This is a genomic window from Collinsella sp. AM12-1 (assembly GCF_003472325.1).
GTDB lineage: Bacteria > Actinomycetota > Coriobacteriia > Coriobacteriales > Coriobacteriaceae > Collinsella.
This window is the reverse complement of record NZ_QRLS01000003.1, coordinates 126,776-146,801: the sequence shown is the minus strand read 5'-3', so window position 1 is coordinate 146,801 and position 20,026 is coordinate 126,776. Positions and strand designations below refer to the sequence as shown.

Here is a 20,026-nt window from a genome sequence, read left to right as displayed (position 1 = left end):
GGGATCGCCCGCTCCGGGGCCGGGGGCCCGCGGGCCGAGGCCGCCGGGGAGGCCGCGGCCGCCTCCACCGCGCCCCCGCCGGCGCTCGTCGAGGCCGAGAACAGGCAGGTCAGGTTCCTGGCCGCCCGGATATCGGAGGCCCTCGACGAGGCCGGGGCCCTCGAGGCCGAGACGGCGGCGCTGCTCGAGGGCGACGAGACCTACGCGTGCCTGCTCACCGTGCCCGGCATCGGCCCGAGGACCGCGGCGCAGCTCGCGGTGTCGGTCGACATCGCGAGGTTCCCGGACCACGACCACCTGGCCTCGTACTGCGGCATAGCCCCGAGGGTGAGGAGCTCCGGAACGTCGGTGAGGTGTCGGTCAGGGCGTCCAGGCGCGGCGACGCGAGGCTCAAGTCCCTGCTGATCTTCTCGTGCAACAGCCTGGTGAGGTCCTCGGGGCGCTACGGCGAGTACTACCGGGCCTGCAGGGCGCGGGGCATGGGGCACGGGCGGGCGCTCAAGGCCGTCGCGAGGAAGCGGCTCAGGGCGATATACGCCGTGATGCGCGACCGGGTGCCCTACCGGGAGTAGCCCCGACGGTTGACAAAACTATAGGAACACCCAATGACTAGATTGAAAAGCTGTACGTCAGCATCCAAAGATGTCGGAAAATGTCGACTTTGGATGCTGGCGTACATGTTTGGTTCGTATGGGTTCGGCTCGGTTGGCGCGAACTGGCCGCAGTGCGCGTGCTAGAGCAGGTTCTTCTGCACCCACGCGATGATGTCACTCGACTCGTAGAGCGGTTTACCGTCGATGAACAGGCAAGGAACCTGGCGTTTTCCGCCGACGGCGATGAGCGTCTGCTCGGCATCGGAATCGGTCGAGATATTGCGCTCGGGAATGGTCACGTCGTTATCGGCCAAAAAGCGCTTGACCTTTATGCAATACGGGCAGCCAGTCATAACGTAGAGCGCGAGTTCATGATCAGTAGCCATGGTGTCTCCAATCGGTTGAGGTTTCGATTGAAATACCCAAAGCCGCTGCGGTCTATGCGTGAGCCGACGGCGACTCGATCGCCTGAACCAGAAACGCCGTGGCACCGGCGCCGCAGGGCTTGTCGTAGTAGTCGATAAAGCGCTGATCGGCAAGATAGCCGCGGGCGAGGCCCAGGTATGCTTCGTCTTGGGGTTCGTGTCCCCAGTTAAGGCCAATCCATCGACGGTGCATTGCGACAAGCTTGCGCGCCTCGCTTCCATCCGGTTCGCCGTCGCCCATGGCGATCGAGAGCTGGCCCAGAATAGCGCGTTCAAGTTCCTTCATGTCGTTCCATGTCTTGGGGTCCATGTCCAGCAGTGCCTCGTTTGCTGCATCGACGGCCTCGTCGCCATAGCGCGCTCGCGCCTCGGCACCGTAGCGCTCCTCGTTTTCCTGCACGGTACGCCAGCGCTCCAGTTGCGGCAGCACGGCGCCCATGAGCGAGACGGCTTCGTCGAGCGACATACCGGTGTTTTGTGCCAGGCGCGGGGCGCAATCCTCAATCATGGCCTCCATCGTGGTCTCGTAGGTGTACTTGCCGCGGTCGTAGCACCACTTGCAGTAATGGTCGGTCGTGGCGCCCGCGGCATCGGTGCCGCAGTCGTCGGGCGTGAGCACCATGCCGCAGCTCTGACAATAGTGCTCGGGCATTTCGAGCAGGTGCGACAGTGGCTCTCCGGTAACGGCGGCAATGAGCTTCATCATGTCGATGCCCGGGGTGACTTCGCCGCGCTCCCAACGGCTCACGGCTTGGCGCGTGACGTAGAGCTTGGCGGCGAGCTGCTCTTGGGTAAGGTTGTTGGCGCGGCGGACGGCGATGAGTTTTTCTGCAAAGGCCATGACGGCTCCTTTCTGGTGCTTGTTGGCTTAAGCATACGCGGCAGCCGATGTCCTTCCAAGCAACCGTTGGTTGCACGACGGGGACCGCGGCGAAGAATTGCGCGCAACGCCCCACACCTCCATGCCGTACAATGACCGGCATGGAACCTATCGCACACATATATACCGACCTGCCGCAGAAGTTCGGCATTCCGCGCAACAGCTTTTTGGCGCCTCATCTGCAGGGACGCATCGTCTTTGAGCCGGAATTTGCCTCCAATGCAGCGGTTGAAGGCTTGGACTCCTTCTCTCACCTATGGCTGCTGTGGCGCTTCGAAAACGGAACGCCCGGCGGCACGGCTAAGGACATAGCCGCCGATGCCAAAACGCAGGACAGGTCCGGCACCAACGCAAAATGGTCGAAAACCGTGCGCCCGCCGCGTCTGGGTGGAGCCGAGCGTGTGGGCGTGTTTGCCACACGCAGTCCGTTTCGCCCTAATCCCATCGGGCTCACCTGCGTCAAGCTCAGCCGTGTCGAGCTCACCGACGATGGCCCCATCATTCATGTGCTGGGGGCCGATCTGCGCGACGGCACGCCCATCTACGACATTAAGCCCTACATTCCATTTGCCGACTGTCACCCGGATGCGACGGGCGGCTGGATTGAGGACGCGCCGTGGCAAGAGCTCGACATCGAGTTCCCGCAGACGCTGCAGGATATGGTCCCGCCCACAAAGCTCCCCGGCCTGGTCGAGGTCCTGCGCCAAGACCCACGCCGCGCAGGCAGCAAGCACGAGCCGAACCGCGTCTATCATCTGGCCTTCGCCGGGCTCGACATATCTTTTACGGTTGATGAAACCCAGCTAACCGTAGCCGCCGTCAACGACGCGCGGGGCTAACCTGCCATTCGTCTGCACCCGTCAAATTAAGCGCCAAACCCCGCGCCAAAACCGCTCACGCTGTTGGACAATAACGCCTACCAAAACAATCACTTTGCATGGGAGCTCAGCATGAAATACGACTTTAGCTCGCTAATCGACCGCCATGGCATGGACTCCATCGCCGTTGACTCCTGGGGTGAGATTCCCGGTATGGCTCCGAGCGCACCCGACGAGGGCTTCGACCGCATCCCCATGTGGGTAGCGGACATGAATTTTGCCACGGTGCCCACGGTCCAGGAGTACATCATTCAGCGCGCCCAGCACCCCATGTTTGGCTATTTCGATCCGCGCCCCGAGTACTTCGACCGCATCATCGAATGGCAGAGTCGCCGTAATGGCGTCGAGGGCCTGGCACCTGAGCACATCGGCTACGAAAACGGTGTGCTGGGCGGTGTCGTGTCGACGCTGCGCGCATATGTCCAGCCGGGCGATGCGGTGCTGGTCCACAGTCCCACCTACATCGGCTTTACCAAGTCCATCGAGGCCGCGGGCTATCGCATTGTCCACAGCCCGCTTAAACTCGACGACCAGGGCGTGTGGCGCATGGACTTTGAGGACATGGAGCGCAAGCTCGCCCAAAACCATATCCATGCCGCGGTGTTCTGCTCGCCGCACAATCCCTGCGGCCGCGTATGGGAGCGCGACGAGATCGAGCGCGCCATGGACATCTATCGCCAGCATGATTGCGTGGTGGTCTCGGACGAGATTTGGTCCGATATCATCCTGCCGGGTCACAAGCATATCCCGACGCAGTCGGTGAGCGAGGATGCCCGCATGCGCACGGTTGCCCTCTACGCGCCCAGCAAGACGTTCAACCTGGCGGGCCTGGTCGGCAGCTACCACATCATCTATAACGAGACGCTGCGCGACCGCGTGTGCGCCGTGTCCAACAAGACTCACTACAACGAGATGAACGTCCTTTCGATGCACGCGCTTATCGGCGCCTACCAGCCGCAGGGCTACGAGTGGGTCGATGAGCTCAATCAGGTCATCCAGGGCAACATTGACTACTTCTGCGATTACGTGGACGAGCATTTTGAGGGCGTGGGCTATTCGCGTCCGCAGGGCACGTACATGGTGTTTCTGGACTGCACCGAGTGGTGCCTCGAGCATGGCCGCGATATTCAGTGGCTGCTCGACGAGGGGGCGCGCGTGGGCGTGGGGTATCAGGACGGCCGCCCGTTCCACGGGCCCTGTCACATCCGCGTGAATCTGGCACTGCCGCTTTCGCGGGTAAGGGAGGCGTGTGAGCGCCTGGACCGCTACGTTTTTGGGGTATAGGGGGCGCTCGATTCGAGTGCTGCCCCATGTGCCCACGCCGTCAAAATGCGTGGGCACATGGGGTGCAGAGGGTAGCGAGCGCGTTTTCCGCATTCGCTACTTTTCATGAATCTGCTTTCCGCAAAGATGTTCAATCGAAATCTCGTAGAGTTGGACGCCCTTGATGTCTTTGGCGATTTCTTCCTCGACTTCTTCGGCAGAAGGGTAGTACTTAAGCGCGAGCTGACGGACTTTGTCCTCGATAAACGCAGGCGCTTCATCTACCAGGCGGCAACGGCCAAAGACCACGGTGCTCATGACGTAAGGAGCCCAGTCGCCGTCCTTGTACCACTCGTTGCCGTAAACGGTAAAGCAGACTTTATCGTCACGCCTGAGCGAATCGACCTTGTGGCCGGCCTTGGCGCCATGGAAATAAATCTTGTCGTGCTCGGCGTCAAAGAAGTAGTTGACGGGAATGGCATAGGGGTAGCCATCATCGCCGTTGACGGCAAAGACGCCGCGCTTACAGGTGGCGAGCAACTCGCGCGCTTCCTCGTCAGTGATGGCGCGTTTCTTTCGACGTAAGGGCCTAAACATCGTTGGCTTCCTTTCTGGCTGTGCATGGTGGTTGAGCACAAACTATAGCGAAACGGATCCGTATTTCTTGATACAGGCGAGTATGTTTTTGAGCTTGCTAAAGTCGAGCGGTTTGGGCAGATGGGCGTTCATACCGGCATCGTGTGCCGCCTTGGCGTCTTCGGCAAAGGCGTTGGCGGTGAGCGCGATGATGGGGATGTCGGCCGCATCGGCCTTTTCGCTCAGGCGGATCGCGCGGGTTGCCTCGTAGCCGTCCATGCCCGGCATCATGATGTCCATAAGAATCGCATCGAAGCTACCCGCGGGACGGCCAACGTATAGGTCGACCGCTTCGTTGCCGTCGGCGGCGCGAGTTACGACGATGCCCTCGCTTTCGAGCAGAGCCTGGGCAATCTCGGCATTGAGCTCGTTATCTTCTGCCAAAAGAACGTTCATGTCTGCAAGCGAGCAACTGTATGCCTGCTCGTCCGTACGTTCTTTTGCCTGAGGGTTCTTGTCGATCTCGAGCGGAATCTGGACGTTAAACGTACTCCCCACGCCAACCTCACTCGAAATCTCAATCGTGCCGCCCATCATATCGATGAGTGATTTGACGATAGACATGCCAATGCCGGTTCCTTGGAACTTGCTGCGCGCATCGTCGCCTTCCTGGGCAAACGGCTCGTAAATGTGTGCCAAAAACTCGGATGTCATACCAATGCCGGTATCCGAGACGCTAAAGCAAAACGCGGCGTGCTCGTCGTCGACCGGTTTGATGGTCGATGAGAACGTGACGGTGCCTCCGTGCTTGTTGTACTTGATGCTGTTGTCGAGCAGGTTGACAATGATCTGCCGAATATGGGTGGGGCTGCCGATCATATATTGGTCGACAGCGTAGGGCTCGCTGGTGTCGAGCATGGTTATGCCGCGGTCCGATGCGCGGAGCTTGCACAGTACGAGCGCATTGTCGCACAGCTCTTTAAGGTTGAATGATTCGTGCTCGAGTGTCACTTTGCGCTCCTCGATCCTGCCCATCTCGAGGATGTCGTTAATCAGTGACAGCAGGTGATTGGCGGCAACGCGCGCCTTGGCGCGGCTTTCGCGGGCGACCTGCATGTCGCCTTCTCTCAATTCCTCAATTTCGATAAGACCCAGGATGCCGTTGAGCGGCGTGCGGATGTCGTGGCTCATGCGCGTGAGGAAAGCGGTTTTGGCGGCGTTGGCGGCATCAGCTTTCTGCCGTTCTGTCTGTGCGCGGTAAAGCGACCAGACAAGGATGATGATGCCGGTGAGCAAAATGCAGATGACGACTGCCGCAATGACGATGCGGTTGCGGTAGAGAAGTCGGAACGCATCCGATTCTTGCGCCGAGTACGATGTGGGGAAATAGCTGTTTGCAGAGAGCGATTCACCTGCATTGACGATGCCCTTATTGATGATTCCCAGCAGCTCGGGCTTGCCGCGCGAAATTAAACACGATAGTTGCGCCGTGTTGGTGAGTTCCTGTGTTTCGAAATCCTCGATGTCGTAGATGTCGCGGAGAGTTTCCAGGCGCGTGCTGGAGACAATGATGCAACGTGCCTTCCCCTCATTGAGGGCTTTGAGCACCTCGCCGTCATTCGAATACTCGGTTACCGTTGCGTTCGGAAAGAGACTTTCGAGCTCAAAACGGTTAACGATTGTGCTCTTTGTACAAGCGATGTTCTTAAGGTCGCTGTTCAGGTTTTTGCCACTGTGAATGGCGGTCAGCGAAACCGTTCCCATCGAGTTTGACTGGATGACCCCTGTCTGCTCGGCGAGCCAGTAGTCGCGAAACAACGGCAGGGCGACATCGATGGTTCCGTTGGAAAGGGCTTTGATCATTTGCTTGTTGTTCGAGAGTGCGATTGTATTGACCGTAATGCCAAACTTGTCGTGCAACGTCGTTGCAAGCGAGGCGAGCGACCCTTCCATTTCGCCGTCGTCATTTTGCGTACAGTAGGGAAGTTGGTTTTTAAGATAGCCGAGCGTGATGGTATTGCCGTTTTCTTTGAGCCAGGTGGTCTCGGTGCCGGTGAGCGATGACGAGCCACTGTTTTGGGTCGAGTAACTCGATTTGACTTCCTCGTTATAGCGCGGGTTATCGCGGGCGATGGTCGCCATGGCGGCGTTGATGTCGTTCATCAGGTCAGGGCGGCTTTTGGGAACGGCAAAATAGTAGTCGCTCGAGCCTACGTAGAACATGGGTGACGCATCGGGCGACGAAATGGTGTCGTTCATGATGACGGCGTCGACCTCGCCGTCTGCAAGCGCCTCAAAGAGGGCACTGCCGGTGTCGATTTCTTTATAGGTGCAGGTAACGCCTTCGTCGGCGAGCCACTGCTGGCCGACGATAGTTTGCATAACGCCGGCGTTGCAGCCGATGGTAAGGCCTTGGAGCGCCTGGGGGTCGCCTTTGGCAAGGTCGTCGCGATCGGGCCTGGCGTAGATGTAGTAGCGCTCAGTGCCCTCGGGGTTCGAGGAAAAGAGCAGCTTCTGCTCGCGCTCTGCCGAATACGAGATGTTGGGCATGAGGTCGATTTCGCCCGCCTCGAGCATGTCCATAAGCTCGGAGAAGGTGCCGCTAACGTATTCGTATTGCCAGCCCTTTGTGTAATACGAGAGGGTCTGGAGGTACTCGTAGCCCCATCCCGAGAGGCGCTCGCCCGGCGTGCCTTCCTGGAAGCCTTTGTTGTTGACGAGCCAGCCAACGCGGACCGTCTTGACCTGCTGGTCGGAGTCGGCGGCAAAGGCCGGGGTGGGCATGACGGCGCTCAGTAGTGTGAGCGCAGCAAGCGCGACGGCTAGGGTGCGATATAGAGCTAAGCGAAGGACGGCGGAAGGTTTCACAGGCAATCCTATCGAGTCGAGATAATACCGCATAAGGATACCAGCTCAGCCACCCTAACACCCGGCAGATGGGTAGTCATTGGGGACGTTCTTAAACGACTAGTCGCTGGGGACACTCTTTGCCGGAGTTGGCACTTAGGGACGTTCCCAATCTGTTTGACACAAAAGGAACGTCCCCAAGTGCCGGATGTGCGACAATACCGAGCAACGTGATGGGGCGTCTGGGAAAAGGGGTCGCGATGAACAAGTTGAGGACGCTTGCCGACGTGTTGCGCCAGGCTGGCTTTGCGCGCATCACCGGCCTGTTCCTTATCTTCTACCTGCTGTGCTCGACGGTCGTCTGGCTGTCCGACCCTTCGACCCTTACGTTTGGCGATGGCCTCTGGTTTAGCTTTGAGACCGTATCGACGATCGGCTTTGGCGATATCCCGGCCGAAACGCCGGTTGCCCGCGCTATCACCGTCGTTTTGAGCGTCATCAGCATCTTCTACATCGCCATGCTCACGGGCGTGGCGGTGAACTACTGCAATACGCTCATCAAGATGCGCCAAAAGGACACCATGGCGCGCTTTATGGACGATCTTGAGCACCCGGAAGAGCTCGATCGCGATGAGCTCGCCGACCTGTCGCGCCGCGTGCGCGAATATCGCCGACGCCAACGCTAGGGCGGGCGCCGCGCGTCACGATGAGGGGGACAAAAATATGAATATTACGGTATACCTGGGCGCCAGCGTCGGTAACGACCCGGCGTTTCTGCCTGCGGTGCGGCAGCTCGGCACATGGATTGGCTCCAACGGCCACGCGCTGGTATACGGCGGGTCCAAGTCGGGACTGATGGGCGCGCTCGCCGATAGCGTGCTCGATGCCGGCGGGTGCGTGACCGGTGTTGAGCCGAGCTTTTTTATCGAGGCCGAGTTTCAGCACGATGGTATCGATGACCTGATCGTGACGAGCGACATGGCCGAGCGTAAGGCCAAGATGATCGAGCTCGGCGATGCGTTCGTCGCCTTTCCGGGCGGTACGGGCACGCTCGAGGAGATTGCCGAGGTCATGTCGGCCGTGTCGTTGGGACATCTGAGCGCACCGTGCATCCTGTACAACCTGAACGGTTACTACAACGACCTCAAGGCGCTGCTCGAGCACATGATTGATAAGGGGCTTTCGAGCCCGAGGCGCCAGCAAGGCATTTACTTTGCCGAGGACCTGCACGAGATCGCATCGATTATCGGCAGCTAAGCCGTAGGCCTATCGCACGTGCGGCGCCCAATGGCGCCGTTCGCGGCGTGGATGGTCGGCACGTCCGCGCTGTGCCCGTCTTACAATAAAACGTATCCTTGTCGATTTTGACCACGGGAGGCCCCGATGGACAACCTTGCAAAACCCAAAAACCGTGCGCTGTTTTTAGTTAGCGTAGCCGTGACCGGTGCGTTTGCAGGCGCCGCGGTCTGGCTGTTTTTCTTTGCGATGGAGCACGGTATCGACTATCTATGGACCGAGATTCCGCATATGCTGGGCGTCGCTTCGCCCGAGCTCGCGAGCGGTCCGTTCGGTTTTTTGCCGTATCCGTTTTCCGTCTGCCTGCTGGGCGGCCTGCTGATCGGTCTGTACGAAAAGCTTACGGGCACCAAGACCGATGACCTCAACCAAGTGATGGCCAAGGTAAAGCGCGACGGCCGCTACCCGTACGACAACTTGGGCAAGCTTTCGCTTGCGGCATTGCTGCCGCTGCTGTTTGGCGGAAGCATTGGACCGGAGGCCGGCCTGACCGGCGTTATCGCAGGTCTGTGCAGCTGGGTCGGCGACCGCATGCGTCGCTTTGGCGCCGAGTTTAGGCAGCTCACACTGCTGGGTACTCAGGCTGCCCTGACGGCGCTCTTCACCGCGCCCGTGTTTGGCTTTGTGGCGCCGCTCGCCGGTAGCGCCGACGGCCAGGGCGCTAATGACGATGAGTCCGCGTCCGATGAGATCACGATCAAGCTTCCCAAGGCGCAAAAGACCGTGGTCTACGGCATTGCGATTGCCGGCGGTCTGGGTACCTACCTGCTGCTCGGCCAGCTTATGGGCGGCGGCATGGGCATGCCCAGGTTCGAGTCCGCTCAGGTGGGCAACCTGGAACTTGTCTGGCTCATTCCGCTGGCGTTGGTCGGCACCGTATGCGGCTGGCTGTACTTTGTCTCTGAGCATGCAAGCGAGGCACTGTCCCATGCCATAGGGGAGCGCCCTGTCGTCAAGGCCATGCTAGCCGGTCTGGCGCTCGCCATCTGTGGCACGGTCCTGCCCTACACCATGTTTGCCGGCGAGACCCAAGCCGACGTGCTCATGGAGACCTATCTGACCATTCCCGCCGGCGTGCTTATCGCGACCGGTCTGGTCAAGGCCATGCTGACGCCCGCCCTCATCAACCTGGGCTGGCGCGGCGGTCACTTCTTCCCGGTTATCTTTTCGGGCGTGAGCTTGGGCTACGGCTTCGCTATCCTTACCGGCGCCGATCCGGTCTTTTGCGTCGCCGTCTGCACGGCCTCGACGATGGGCGCCGTTATGCGTCAGCCGGTCATGGTTGTGGGCTTGCTGCTCATGTGTTTCCCGCTCAAGGGTATCGTCTGCATGATCATCGCCGCCGTTATCGCCGCTGGCATTCCGCTGCCCAAGCCGCTGCGCAAGTAGCACGGCGGCGCACGGTCAATACAAACATCTCAAGCCCGGTGTGAGGGTGTTCAACTTGAGCTTGTGCCCTTTGACGGGTCGTTATTTTCAAAATGCTGCTGTAATCCACGACACGGGTTGAGCGCCTTCCCAATAATGGGCCACGCCGATCTGTGGCGCATGTCCGATGATACCGCGCCTGCCTACAGGTCGCGTGCTCGATAGACCTTGGTACTGATGGCGCAACTCAGTGCAAAGAGCACGAGGGCCAGTACGGCAATTCCTGCGCACAGGCAGCCGAGGACGGCGGGATCGGGATTTGCTCCGGCAATCGACATAAGCCAGTTGCTAATGGGGTTGGAGGAGCTCAGCGTGGCCATGGCAAGGCACCCGAGCAGGGCAAACAGGCCAACGGATAGGCGCAGCGCCTCCATGTGTCCAAGGCGAAAGAACAGCGGCTGCGCCAAAAACACCATCATGAGGGAGATGAGCATCGATGCTGCCGAGGCTATTGCGATCTCAAAGACCGTCTGTCCCGTCGAAGGAATGCCCGCGCTGTTGAAGAGCGGGATGGCGACGATACTCAAAAGCGTAGCTGCACATGCCATGGCGGCGGAGAAGACAATAACGCTCAGGTAGCGGGCACAAATAATGTCTTTGCGCGAGAAGGGCAGCGTTGCCCGATAACGCTCCCATCCGTTTTGATTGTCGAAGCCGGCCAGCGAGCTCATGACCATGATGGGTGACATGGCGCTGACCGCGCAGGCGCCGGCGCTCATGCCGGAATCGCCGTCCGATGCGTTGGCAAGGGTCAGCACGACGAATATGAACAAGCCGACACCCGCAATGCTCGGGACAAGTGAGCGAACGATGGCGAGCTCGGACATAAAGGCGCGTTTCATTTCGAAGCCCCTTTCAGCGTGAGGCGCAGATAGTCATCAATGGTTGCCCGGTCGCAGGGAATCTCGGGAAAGGCCTCGAGCGCCTCGCGACGGTTGGGCACGAGCACGTCCACGCTATAGGCGTGGTGGGCGGCGCGAGCGCCTTCGACGCAAGCCATAAGCTCGGCGGCCTGTGCTTGGGTGCAGTGGGCGATGCCGGCGCGGTCGGTAATGTCCTCGCGCGGCAGGTCAAACACAATCGAACCGTTATCGATGCAGATGACGCGGTCGGCGGCGCGATCGAGGTCGGACGTAATGTGGCTCGAGAGCAGCACACTGTGCTGGCCGTCGGCGACAAAGGCGAGCAGCTCATCGAGCAGCTCCTCGCGCGCCATGGGATCGAGGCCCGCAGTGGCTTCGTCCAAAACGAGCAGCTTGGCATTGTGGCTGAGCGCGCAGGCGAGCTGCAGCTTCATGCCCATGCCGCGGGAGAGGTCTTTTACCTTGGCTTTGGGATCAAGGCCAAATCGGTCGATAAATCTGGCGAATGTTTCGCGACTCCATGTGGGGTACGCCGGGCCTACGAGCGTCTCGATCTGGCCCACCTTGAGCGTGGAGGGGAAAGGACACGTGTCCAGGACAAGACCGACGCGGGAGCGCAGGTGACGCTGTGCCTCGCCGGGCGCGTTGGCGTCGCAGTGCTGTCCAAACAGATGCACCTCGCCGGCATCGAGCTTTATAAGCCCGAGCGCGGCGCGAATGGTCGTTGTCTTGCCGGCGCCGTTTGCGCCCACAAAGCCGACAATCTGGCCGGGCTCCACGGTGAGTGTGACATCGCGTAGCGAAAAGCGGTCGCTTACGCGGCGTGAAACGCCTTTGAGTTCTAGCAAGTTTTGCATGGCATAGCCTTTCTTGCAGATGGCTACTGCATGGTCTCGGGGGCTACAAGGTCGAGCATCTCGTGCAATTTGTCGCGCGTGACGCCCAGGGTTTCGGCCTGCGTAGCGGCCTGCGCAAGCAACTCTTCGATATGGCAGAGCTGGTTTTCGCGCAAGAGTTCCTGGTTTCCCTCGGCGACAAAGCAGCCCTTGCCCTGCACGGTGCAGATAAAACCGAGTTGCTCCAGGTCGGCATAGGCGCGCTTGGTGGTGATGACGCTCACGCCCAGGTCGCTCGCCAGCGCGCGGATACTGGGGAGCTTGGCTCCCGCAGCGAGTGAGCCCGAAAGGATCTGGGCTTTGACCTGCGAGGTTATCTGCTCGTAGATGGGCTTGTCGCTCGAATTGGATAGGATGATGTCCACAGCGGCTCCTTAGCTGTTGGGCTACACGTGTATATAACCGGTAAGCACAGTATATATACACTATGCACAGTTGCGCAAGAGGGAAATATGGGCTCGTCTGTCCCTCCGTTCGTTTATCTCGATCTGTAACATCTGAAGTCAATTTTGGCGGCTAGATGTTACAGATCGAGACAGCCTCGATCTTCCTGCTGGTTTATCTCAATCTGTAACACTTAGGCCTGATTTTGATGGCTAGATGTTACAGATTGAGACATTGGCTGCCCGCCTGCCAGTTTGTCTCGATCTGTAACAGGTAGGGGCTCAAAACCCGTCTTACTGTTACAGATCGAGACAATCCTTGAGGCGGCTGCCCGCTACAGAGCGAGCTCAGCTGATGAATTTGTCCTGATAGGTGCCCTATGGCGGGATTTGGCGGCTACAATAGTGCGGTTACAACGACGTAATGCACTCAATGCAAGAAAGGATCCGCATGGCAAGCCTGTCGGATGAAATCTCGTCGCGCCGCACATTCGCGATCATCAGCCACCCGGACGCCGGTAAGACCACGCTTACCGAGAAGCTGCTGCTCTATACCGGCAGCATCCAGACCGCCGGCTCGGTCAAGGGCAAGAGCTCGGCCAAGCATGCCGTCTCGGACTGGATGGACATCGAGAAGGAGCGCGGCATTTCCGTTACCTCCTCGGTGCTGCAGTTCACCTACAACGGCGCCTGCGTCAACATCCTCGATACCCCCGGCCACCAGGACTTCTCGGAGGATACCTACCGTACCCTTATGGCCGCCGACGCCGCAGTCATGGTCATCGACGGCGCCAAGGGCGTCGAGGCCCAGACCAAAAAGCTCTTTAAGGTCTGTACGCTGCGCCACATTCCCATCTTCACCTTTGTGAACAAGCTCGACCACGAGGCTCGCGATCCGTTTGAGCTCATGGAAGAGATCGAGAACGTCCTGGGTATCAATACGTATCCCATGAACTGGCCGATTGGCAGCGGCCGCAACTTCCGCGGCGTGTTCGACCGTCAGACCCGTCGCGTTATCGCCTTTGAGGGCGACGGCCACGCCAATGCCACCAAGAAGGTCGCCGAGGTCGAGGCCGAGCTGGGCGATCCCGCCATGGATGAGCTTATTGGCGAGGAGAACCATAAGAACCTGATGGACGACATCGAGCTGCTCGATGGCGCCGGTGACGAGCTCGACCTGGATGCCGTGGCCTGTGGCAAGCTGAGTCCGGCGTTCTTTGGCTCGGCACTTACCAACTTTGGCGTGGAGCCCTTCCTTAAGGAGTTCCTGCGCTTGGCGCCGACGCCGCGCGCCTATACCGATACGCTCACCAGCGAGCCGGTCGCGCCCGCCGAGGACGACTTTAGCGGCTTTGTCTTTAAGATCCAGGCCAACATGGACAAGAACCACCGCGACCGCATTGCCTTTGTGCGCATTTGCTCGGGCAAGTTCGAGCGCGGCATGGATGCCTTCCATATGCAGGGCAACCGCAAGCTCAAGCTGGCCACGGGCACCTCGATGATGGCCGACGACCGCGCCATTGTGGACGAGGCGTACGCCGGCGATATCGTGGGTCTGTTCGACCCCGGCATCTTTAGCATCGGCGACACCGTGTGCTCCGGCAAGCGCCACGTGCAGTATCCGCAGATCCCGACGTTTGCCCCCGAGATGTTCGCCCGCATTACGCAGGTCGACACGCTCAAGCGCAAGCAGTTTGTGAAAGGCATGGAGGAGCTTGCCCAGGAGGGCGCCATCCAGATCTTTCGCGAGCTCGGCGCCGGCATGGAGAGCGTCATTGTGGGCGTGGTCGGCGTGCTGCAGTTTGAGGTGCTCGAGCGCCGCCTGAAGGCCGAGTACCGTGTTGAGGTTCGTCGCCAGCCGCTGCCCTATACGGACATTCGCTGGATCCAGAACGACCCCGACACCATCGACATCCCGGGTCTTTCGCTCACGCGCGACACGCTGCGCGTCGAGGATATGCGCGGCGGCAAGCTGCTGCTGTTCACGAGCCCATGGAACGTGGATTGGGCGACCGACCATAACCCCGACCTCATCCTGTCGGAGTTTGGCAACGTAACGTTTTAGCGCACCGGCGCGGTGGCCTTGCGGGGCTGCCGCGCCGTTTGCTTGCCTGATGCCGTGTGAGCGGCTATCATACCCACCGTCGTCTCAAGACCGGGGCGTCCGAGCAGTTCGGGTCCGATATCCTGCTCGTTAAACCTAAAACCAAAGGAGTACATAATGATCAAGAAGGTCATGGAGGACTACAAGGTCCTGTTGCGGAGCATTCCCGCGGCAACGGTTTCGCTGTTTTTCGTGAGCGTTATCATGATGAACCTGCTGGCCAACAAAGAGCTTATCAGCCTGCCGTATCTGGCACTCGATTGCGGCTTTGTGGTGAGCTGGGTTTCGTTTTTGTGCCAGGACATGATCTGCAAGCGCTTTGGCGCCAAGGCATCCATCAAAATCTCTATCCTCGCGCTGCTGGTCAACCTGGCCGTGAGCCTGTGCTTTTGGGCATGCTCGCTCACGCCCGGCATGTGGGGTGCCTACTACGACACGGGTATGATCGAGGTCAACGCCGCCCTTAACGCCACCATCGGCGGCACCTGGTACGTGGTGCTGGGCTCTTCGCTGGCAATGCTCGTTTCTGCCGTGGTTAACTCCACGCTCAACCAGTCGCTCGGCCGCATGCTCAAAAAGAATAACTTTGCGAGCTTTGCCTTCCGCTCTTATGTGTCCACGGGTGTTGGCCAGTTTATCGACAACTTGGTCTTTGCCATTGTGGTGAGCCACACGTTCTTTGGTTGGACCTGGGTGCAGGTCCTTATGTGCTCGCTGACCGGCGCTGTCGCCGAGCTGCTGTGCGAGGTCTTTCTGAGCCCCGTGGGCTATAAGGTCGTGCGCGGCTGGGAGCGCGAGAATGTGGGCTCCGAGTACCTCGAGCGCCACGCAGCTGCCTAAGGAGCACCTATGCGGGTTTTGATCACGGGCGCTTCGGGCGGCATTGGAGCCGCGTGCGTGCAGCGCTTTTTGGACGAGGGCCACGAGGTCGTGGGCTTTGATCTGCTGCCGGCGGCCGTCGAGCACGAGCGCTATCGCCATCTGATCGTTGATGTCCGCGAGCCGGACTCGTTTCCAGACGGCCTTGAGCCTCAGGCGATCGTAAACGTTGCCGGCACGCAAGATTCGGCCGACGACATCGCTGCCAACCTGCGTGGCACCATCAACGTGACCGAGCGCTATGCCTTTGCGGGGGAGGGGCTTGCCGCCAAGCCGGCGCCTGCTATCCAATCCGTGGTCAATGTGGGGTCGGCGAGCGGACATACGGGATCGGAGTTTCCCGCCTATGCTGCCAGCAAGGGCGGCGTTATCGCCTACACCAAGAACCTTGCAAACCGCCTGGCGCCGCAGGCCATCGCCAACAGTGTGGACCCGGGCGGCGTTATCACGCCGCTCAACCGTTGCGTGATGGAGGACGAGCACCTGTGGAGTCAGATTATGGAGCTCACGCCGCTTAAGCGCTGGGCCACCGCCCAAGAGATCGCCGAGTGGATCTACTTTGTGGGCGTGACCAACCGGTTTATGACCGGGCAGAGTCTGCTCATTGACGGTGGCGAGGCCGGCCGCACGCAGTTTATTTGGCCCGAGTAACAAAACGCGCCCGATGGCAAGATGCCGTCGGGCGCGTTTTTGCATCTTAATAGGGTACTTTGGTGGAGCATCATCTCTGAAAAGTGCTTTTGGGCTGGTAGAATGAACGCCTGAATGAAAAAAGGGGGCATATTGGGGCTGTTCGGTTCACACGAGAAGCGCGACGCGGACCGAGCGCGTCGACTGTTTGAAGAGGCGCTTGCACAGCAAGGGCCCAACGTTGCGCTGGTTTTGCGCGTCGACGACTGTCTTCCGCTCTATATCACCCCAAATTTCGAGCGCATATTTGGTGTATCGCCCGAGCGTATTAGCGACGACATCGAGACGCTGTACCGCTTTATCCCCGATAGCGACCGTGTTCGCATGCAGCGACAGGTGAGGGATTGGGACCGGGCGACTCCGCTAAACCTTCTGTGCTCCTACCATGCGCCCCATGGAGCAAAATCGCAGCTCAGCATAAGGTTTACGATTTCGCTCATACAGAACGGCACCCAGTACCTGGTTTCTGCAGTCGACGTGACGACCGAAAGCGAGCGCATCGCCAAGGCGGAGGCCGAGCGCGATCGCGCCGTCGAGACCGCCAACGCGCGCACCGACTATATGAACCAGATGAGCCACGAGATCCGCACGCCGCTCAATGGCATCGAGGGCATGATCTCGCTTGCCCGCGAGCATCATGCGGATGAGTCGCGCCTGATGGATGACCTGTCTCGCGCCTCGCAGCTTTCTGTCTATTTGCTTTCGCTTATCAACGACATGCTCGACATGAGCCGCCTCAACAGCGGGCGCGTGCGCATTGACGATGCACCGTTTGATTTGCGTCTGTTTGCCGACGAGATTGAACGCATGTTTACCTCGCAGGCAGCCGACAAGGGGCTTACGTACTCGGTTATTCTCGAGGACTGCGAAAACGTCTTTGTCGTGGGCGATCGCATGCGCCTGTCGCAGGTCGTCATCAACTTTATTTCCAACGCGGTCAAGTTTACCGAGCGGGGCGGCAGCGTTACCGTAACCCTGCGCGAGATGTACCGGACAGACGACGGCGTGAGTTATATGCTGCGCGTGCGCGACACGGGCAAGGGCATGGACCCGCGCTACATCAGCAAGATCTTTAAGCCGTTTGAGCAGGAGGACCGCACCATTGCGCGCCGCTACGGCGGAACGGGCTTGGGTATGGCCATCACGAGCGCGCTCGTCGACCTGATGGGCGGCGAGATCGTCGTCGATACCGAGCCCGGACGCGGCTCAACGTTTTCGGCCTACATTCCGCTGCGACTTGCCACGCCGGAGCAGGTCGAGGAGCTCAAGATTAAAGGGCAGACGCTCGAGACGGCTCCCGATTCCCTTGGTTCGTCGTTTACCTACCAGTTTGAGGGCAAGCGATTCCTGTTGGCCGAGGATAACGAAATCAATGCCATGATCGTGATTGAGCTGCTGGCAAGACGAGGCGCGGCGGTCGAGCGTGCCGAGAACGGCCAAGCGGTCGTTGAGCGATTCCGGAGCATGCCCGCGGGTACGTACGATACGATCCTCATGGATATTCAGATGCCCGTGCTCAACGGCTGGGAAGCGGCCGAGCAGATACGAGGACTTAATCATGAGGATGCCGCCGCCATTCCCATCATTGCGCTTTCCGCCAATGACTACACCGAGGACGTTGAGCGCTCGCTCGCCGCGGGCATGAACGGACATGTGGGCAAGCCCATTGATCTGAACGTTTTGAAAGCACAGCTGGCGGCCGCGATGGCAGAGGCAGCTTACCGAGGAAATGAGTAACCGTGATCGTCGAACAGTCAAGCAGCATCATCAACGAAGTGAGCCGCGCCCTGCTGGGCAAGCACGATGTGATTGAGAAGGCCCTCATGGCTATCTACGCTGGCGGTCATATCCTGTTAGAGGATGTGCCCGGTACCGGCAAGACGACGCTGGCCCTGGCGCTTTCGCGCACGCTGGGTCTGGACTTTAAGCGTGTGCAATTTACGCCCGATACGCTGCCCTCGGACATTACGGGCTTTACGATGTTCGACCGCGACTCCGGTACGTTTCGCTTTGTGTGGGGCGCCGTCAACTGCAACATGCTGCTGGGCGACGAGATCAACCGTACCAGCGCAAAGACGCAGTCGGCCCTGCTCGAGGTTATGGAAGAACGCGCGGTGACTATCGACGGGCAGACGCATCAGGTCCCGCGTCCCTTTGTGTGTATCGCAACCGAGAACCCGGTGGGCTCGGCGGGCACGCAACCGCTGCCCGATAGCCAGCTCGATCGCTTTATGGTTCGCCTGTCTGTTGGCTATCCGTCGCGCCAGGACCAGATCGATATCCTCAAGGCACGTCGCTATGCCAACCCGCTCGACGACATTAAGCCCATGGTTGCCTGCGATGACCTGCTCGATATCCAAAACTACCTGGGCAATGTACAGGTTGCCGACACGGTGCTGGATTATATCGTCCGCCTGTGCGAGGAGACCCGTAATGACGGTCTTGTTGAGCTGGGTGTGAGCCCCCGCGGCATTATCGCGCTCACGCGTATGGCGCGCGCCTGCGCTTTGATTCGCGAGCGCGACTATGTGGTGCCCGAGGACGTGCGCGAGGTATTTAAGGCTGTTTGCGCCCACCGTCTCGTTTTACGCCCCCAGGCCCGTATTGAATCGATTGGCGCCGCCGACGTCCTCGACCGCATCCTCGCTGCCGTTCCCGCCCCGTCTATGGGTCAGGTTCGCGGCCGCTCGTAGCGGATCGTTTACCTTTTGCGTCCTACGTTACGCCCATGATTGCCAACAAGATTACCTATATCGTGTCCGTCGCGCTCCTGCTCGCCACGTTCGTGTTTACCGCCAATGCGGCTGCGCTTGCTGCTGCCGCGGCGTTGATCGCCATGCCCGTGATTACGGTGGCGGCGTGCCGTTCGAGCGTTGCCTTGCTTAAGCTTAGCTTTGAGCTTCCTCGGTCGTGTGTTGTAAACGCGCCTCTTGTATTGCGCATCACACTGGATCGCCCGCTTATGTTTCGCGGTCGTATGGAGCTGTCGTTTTCGGTTTATAACCAGCTGACGGGAGCGCGGACAGTCTATCCCGTAAGTCTTGCCCCCGCGACGGGCAGGCCCGCTTTGTTTGAGCTGGAGCTCGATTCGACCGTCTGCGGTGCGCACACGATTACCCTTGACACCGCGCGCCTGGTCGATGAGATGGGCTTTACGTCGCTTGCTCTCGGGAATGCAGACTTTCATGGGTTGTTTACGGTCTATCCCGAGGTGCTCGACATCCAGGTTGTTCCTAACCAAAGTGCTTCTGCCGGTCTTGAGGGCACGAGCTACGATCCCCATCGAAGCGGCCAAGATGCCTCCGAGGTCTTTGACATAAGGCCCTATCACGAGGGTGATGCCGTTAAGTCGATTCACTGGAAGCTGTCGACGCGTTTTGACGACATGCTGGTGCGCGAGGCTTCGCGCCCACAAGACCACGCTATTGCCATCTTGTTTGGTGCGTTTGCGTGCGACTTTGAGCACGCAAGCCACGCTGAGGTTCTTTCTGCGGTGCTGGGTTTTACCGCATCGATATCGCTGGCGCTTATGCGTCAGGGATACCATCATGTGGTCGTGGCTGCCCCCGAAGGCTCTTTGGCTGTCTATCCCGTTGATGACCGACGTGGGTTCAATAGGATGCTTGATGCTTTGACGGCAACGCCGCTCGGCCCTGCCTATCCAACATCGCACGAGCACTATGCCAAGCTCGTGGCAGCAAAGGGCATTGGCAAAACGGTGCTGGTAACGGTGGGCGTCGATGAACAGGCCTATATCGAGATAGGCCGTCTGACCGATCTATCGGTACTCCATGTGTCGGATTCGGTCGAGTCGTATAGCATCGAGCACGGAGCCAACTACATCATCACGCATTGCCCGGTATCGAGTGATTCGGCCCGTATCAAGAGTCTGGAGCTCTAAGATGAACTTTGTGACTCTTACCTCGACGGAGCGCATCGCTTCGAATGGTCGCGTTGTTGCTATGTTCCTGTCGGTGGCTCCCGCGGTTTTATTGTCTGCGGGCTTCTGCTGCACAATTGCTCGG

The 20,026-nt window shown here is 59.5% G+C and carries 19 protein-coding genes; 12 read left to right on the top strand and 7 right to left on the bottom strand.

Features of this window, described 5'->3' with window-relative positions; translation table 11 throughout:
- A partial coding sequence (locus tag DW136_RS02960; protein WP_147351635.1) for a transposase occupies positions 1 to 405 on the top strand: 405 nt, incomplete at its 5' end.
- 328 nt (positions 406 to 733) lie between these two features.
- On the opposite strand, the gene DW136_RS02955 is transcribed toward DW136_RS02960, so the two are convergent.
- Positions 734 to 979 carry a glutaredoxin gene (locus DW136_RS02955; RefSeq protein ID WP_117582828.1) on the bottom strand — a complete coding sequence of 82 codons (246 nt, stop codon included), beginning with the start codon at positions 977 to 979 and terminating at the stop codon, positions 734 to 736.
- A 52-nt stretch (positions 980 to 1,031) separates the two neighbouring features.
- Complete coding sequence (locus DW136_RS09950) at positions 1,032 to 1,859, bottom strand: TipAS antibiotic-recognition domain-containing protein (protein WP_117582829.1); 828 nt, start codon at positions 1,857 to 1,859, stop codon at positions 1,032 to 1,034.
- Between the two features lie 140 nt (positions 1,860 to 1,999).
- On the opposite strand from DW136_RS09950, the gene DW136_RS02945 reads away from it, so the two are divergent.
- Together DW136_RS02945 and DW136_RS02940 are read left to right on the top strand one after the other, a co-directional pair.
- Positions 2,000 to 2,737, top strand: a complete 738-nt coding sequence (locus DW136_RS02945) for a tRNA (N6-threonylcarbamoyladenosine(37)-N6)-methyltransferase TrmO (RefSeq protein WP_233503761.1) — start codon at positions 2,000 to 2,002, stop codon at positions 2,735 to 2,737.
- Positions 2,738 to 2,848: 111 nt separating this feature from the next.
- Positions 2,849 to 4,060 carry a MalY/PatB family protein gene (locus tag DW136_RS02940; RefSeq protein WP_117582831.1) on the top strand — a complete coding sequence of 404 codons (1,212 nt, stop codon included), beginning with the start codon at positions 2,849 to 2,851 and terminating at the stop codon, positions 4,058 to 4,060.
- 96 nt (positions 4,061 to 4,156) lie between these two features.
- Here the strand turns inward: DW136_RS02940 and DW136_RS02935 are convergent, their stop codons facing one another.
- Together DW136_RS02935 and DW136_RS02930 are read right to left on the bottom strand one after the other, a co-directional pair.
- The gene (locus DW136_RS02935) at positions 4,157 to 4,636 is read right to left on the bottom strand and encodes a pyridoxamine 5'-phosphate oxidase family protein (protein WP_117790905.1); all 480 of its coding nucleotides are present in this window, start codon (positions 4,634 to 4,636) and stop codon (positions 4,157 to 4,159) included.
- Between the two features lie 42 nt (positions 4,637 to 4,678).
- Positions 4,679 to 7,483 carry a transporter substrate-binding domain-containing protein gene (locus DW136_RS02930; RefSeq protein WP_158571426.1) on the bottom strand — a complete coding sequence of 935 codons (2,805 nt, stop codon included), beginning with the start codon at positions 7,481 to 7,483 and terminating at the stop codon, positions 4,679 to 4,681.
- Positions 7,484 to 7,722: 239 nt separating this feature from the next.
- Between DW136_RS02930 and DW136_RS02925 the strand changes: the two genes are divergently transcribed.
- The 3 genes from DW136_RS02925 to DW136_RS02915 all read left to right on the top strand — a co-directional run bounded on the left by DW136_RS02925 (position 7,723) and on the right by DW136_RS02915 (position 10,147).
- Entirely contained in the window at positions 7,723 to 8,148 is a 426-nt protein-coding gene (locus tag DW136_RS02925) for a potassium channel family protein (RefSeq protein WP_158571425.1), read from the top strand.
- A gap of 37 nt (positions 8,149 to 8,185) precedes the next feature.
- Entirely contained in the window at positions 8,186 to 8,719 is a 534-nt protein-coding gene (locus DW136_RS02920) for a TIGR00730 family Rossman fold protein (RefSeq protein ID WP_118289009.1), read from the top strand.
- Positions 8,720 to 8,845: 126 nt separating this feature from the next.
- Complete coding sequence (locus DW136_RS02915) at positions 8,846 to 10,147, top strand: chloride channel protein (protein ID WP_117582835.1); 1,302 nt, start codon at positions 8,846 to 8,848, stop codon at positions 10,145 to 10,147.
- 182 nt (positions 10,148 to 10,329) lie between these two features.
- Here DW136_RS02915 and DW136_RS02910 read toward each other — a convergent pair whose 3' ends face one another.
- Genes DW136_RS02910 through DW136_RS02900 form a run of 3 tightly spaced genes read right to left on the bottom strand, consistent with a single transcriptional unit; the run spans position 10,330 to position 12,310 of the window.
- On the bottom strand, positions 10,330 to 11,028 hold the full coding sequence (locus tag DW136_RS02910) for an ABC-2 transporter permease (protein ID WP_118289008.1): 699 nt from the start codon (positions 11,026 to 11,028) through the stop codon (positions 10,330 to 10,332).
- A complete protein-coding gene (locus DW136_RS02905; protein WP_117582837.1) occupies positions 11,025 to 11,906 on the bottom strand; it encodes an ABC transporter ATP-binding protein in 882 nt (293 codons plus the stop codon). The genes DW136_RS02910 and DW136_RS02905 overlap by 4 nt, the downstream gene beginning before the upstream one ends.
- Positions 11,907 to 11,929: 23 nt before the next feature.
- Positions 11,930 to 12,310, bottom strand: a complete 381-nt coding sequence (locus DW136_RS02900) for a GntR family transcriptional regulator (protein WP_117582838.1) — start codon at positions 12,308 to 12,310, stop codon at positions 11,930 to 11,932.
- Positions 12,311 to 12,779: 469 nt separating this feature from the next.
- On the opposite strand from DW136_RS02900, the gene DW136_RS02895 reads away from it, so the two are divergent.
- The 6 genes from DW136_RS02895 to DW136_RS02870 all read left to right on the top strand — a co-directional run bounded on the left by DW136_RS02895 (position 12,780) and on the right by DW136_RS02870 (position 19,902).
- Positions 12,780 to 14,393, top strand: coding sequence for a peptide chain release factor 3 (locus DW136_RS02895; RefSeq protein ID WP_118289007.1), 1,614 nt, complete (start codon positions 12,780 to 12,782; stop codon positions 14,391 to 14,393).
- Positions 14,394 to 14,549: 156 nt separating this feature from the next.
- Positions 14,550 to 15,272, top strand: coding sequence for a VUT family protein (locus DW136_RS02890; protein WP_233503086.1), 723 nt, complete (start codon positions 14,550 to 14,552; stop codon positions 15,270 to 15,272).
- A 9-nt stretch (positions 15,273 to 15,281) separates the two neighbouring features.
- Complete coding sequence (locus DW136_RS02885) at positions 15,282 to 15,962, top strand: SDR family NAD(P)-dependent oxidoreductase (protein WP_118289006.1); 681 nt, start codon at positions 15,282 to 15,284, stop codon at positions 15,960 to 15,962.
- 132 nt (positions 15,963 to 16,094) lie between these two features.
- A complete protein-coding gene (locus DW136_RS02880; protein WP_158571424.1) occupies positions 16,095 to 17,738 on the top strand; it encodes an ATP-binding protein in 1,644 nt (547 codons plus the stop codon).
- Positions 17,739 to 17,740: 2 nt separating this feature from the next.
- Entirely contained in the window at positions 17,741 to 18,694 is a 954-nt protein-coding gene (locus DW136_RS02875) for a MoxR family ATPase (RefSeq protein ID WP_118289004.1), read from the top strand.
- A gap of 35 nt (positions 18,695 to 18,729) precedes the next feature.
- Positions 18,730 to 19,902 carry a DUF58 domain-containing protein gene (locus DW136_RS02870; protein WP_118289003.1) on the top strand — a complete coding sequence of 391 codons (1,173 nt, stop codon included), beginning with the start codon at positions 18,730 to 18,732 and terminating at the stop codon, positions 19,900 to 19,902.
- Positions 19,903 to 20,026 lie beyond the last annotated feature (124 nt).

Excerpts from the sequence above, each read along its gene's own strand:
- DW136_RS02955 (WP_117582828.1), bottom strand. The coding sequence starts at position 979 with ATGGCTACTGATCATGAACTCGCGCTCTACGTTATGACTGGCTGCCCG.
- DW136_RS09950 (WP_117582829.1), bottom strand. The coding sequence starts at position 1,859 with ATGGCCTTTGCAGAAAAACTCATCGCCGTCCGCCGCGCCAACAACCTT.
- DW136_RS02945 (WP_233503761.1), top strand. The coding sequence starts at position 2,000 with ATGGAACCTATCGCACACATATATACCGACCTGCCGCAGAAGTTCGGC.
- DW136_RS02940 (WP_117582831.1), top strand. The coding sequence starts at position 2,849 with ATGAAATACGACTTTAGCTCGCTAATCGACCGCCATGGCATGGACTCC.
- DW136_RS02935 (WP_117790905.1), bottom strand. The coding sequence starts at position 4,636 with ATGTTTAGGCCCTTACGTCGAAAGAAACGCGCCATCACTGACGAGGAA.
- DW136_RS02925 (WP_158571425.1), top strand. The coding sequence starts at position 7,723 with ATGAACAAGTTGAGGACGCTTGCCGACGTGTTGCGCCAGGCTGGCTTT.
- DW136_RS02920 (WP_118289009.1), top strand. The coding sequence starts at position 8,186 with ATGAATATTACGGTATACCTGGGCGCCAGCGTCGGTAACGACCCGGCG.
- DW136_RS02915 (WP_117582835.1), top strand. The coding sequence starts at position 8,846 with ATGGACAACCTTGCAAAACCCAAAAACCGTGCGCTGTTTTTAGTTAGC.
- DW136_RS02910 (WP_118289008.1), bottom strand. The coding sequence starts at position 11,028 with ATGAAACGCGCCTTTATGTCCGAGCTCGCCATCGTTCGCTCACTTGTC.
- DW136_RS02905 (WP_117582837.1), bottom strand. The coding sequence starts at position 11,906 with ATGCAAAACTTGCTAGAACTCAAAGGCGTTTCACGCCGCGTAAGCGAC.
- DW136_RS02895 (WP_118289007.1), top strand. The coding sequence starts at position 12,780 with ATGGCAAGCCTGTCGGATGAAATCTCGTCGCGCCGCACATTCGCGATC.
- DW136_RS02890 (WP_233503086.1), top strand. The coding sequence starts at position 14,550 with ATGATCAAGAAGGTCATGGAGGACTACAAGGTCCTGTTGCGGAGCATT.
- DW136_RS02885 (WP_118289006.1), top strand. The coding sequence starts at position 15,282 with ATGCGGGTTTTGATCACGGGCGCTTCGGGCGGCATTGGAGCCGCGTGC.
- DW136_RS02870 (WP_118289003.1), top strand. The coding sequence starts at position 18,730 with ATGATTGCCAACAAGATTACCTATATCGTGTCCGTCGCGCTCCTGCTC.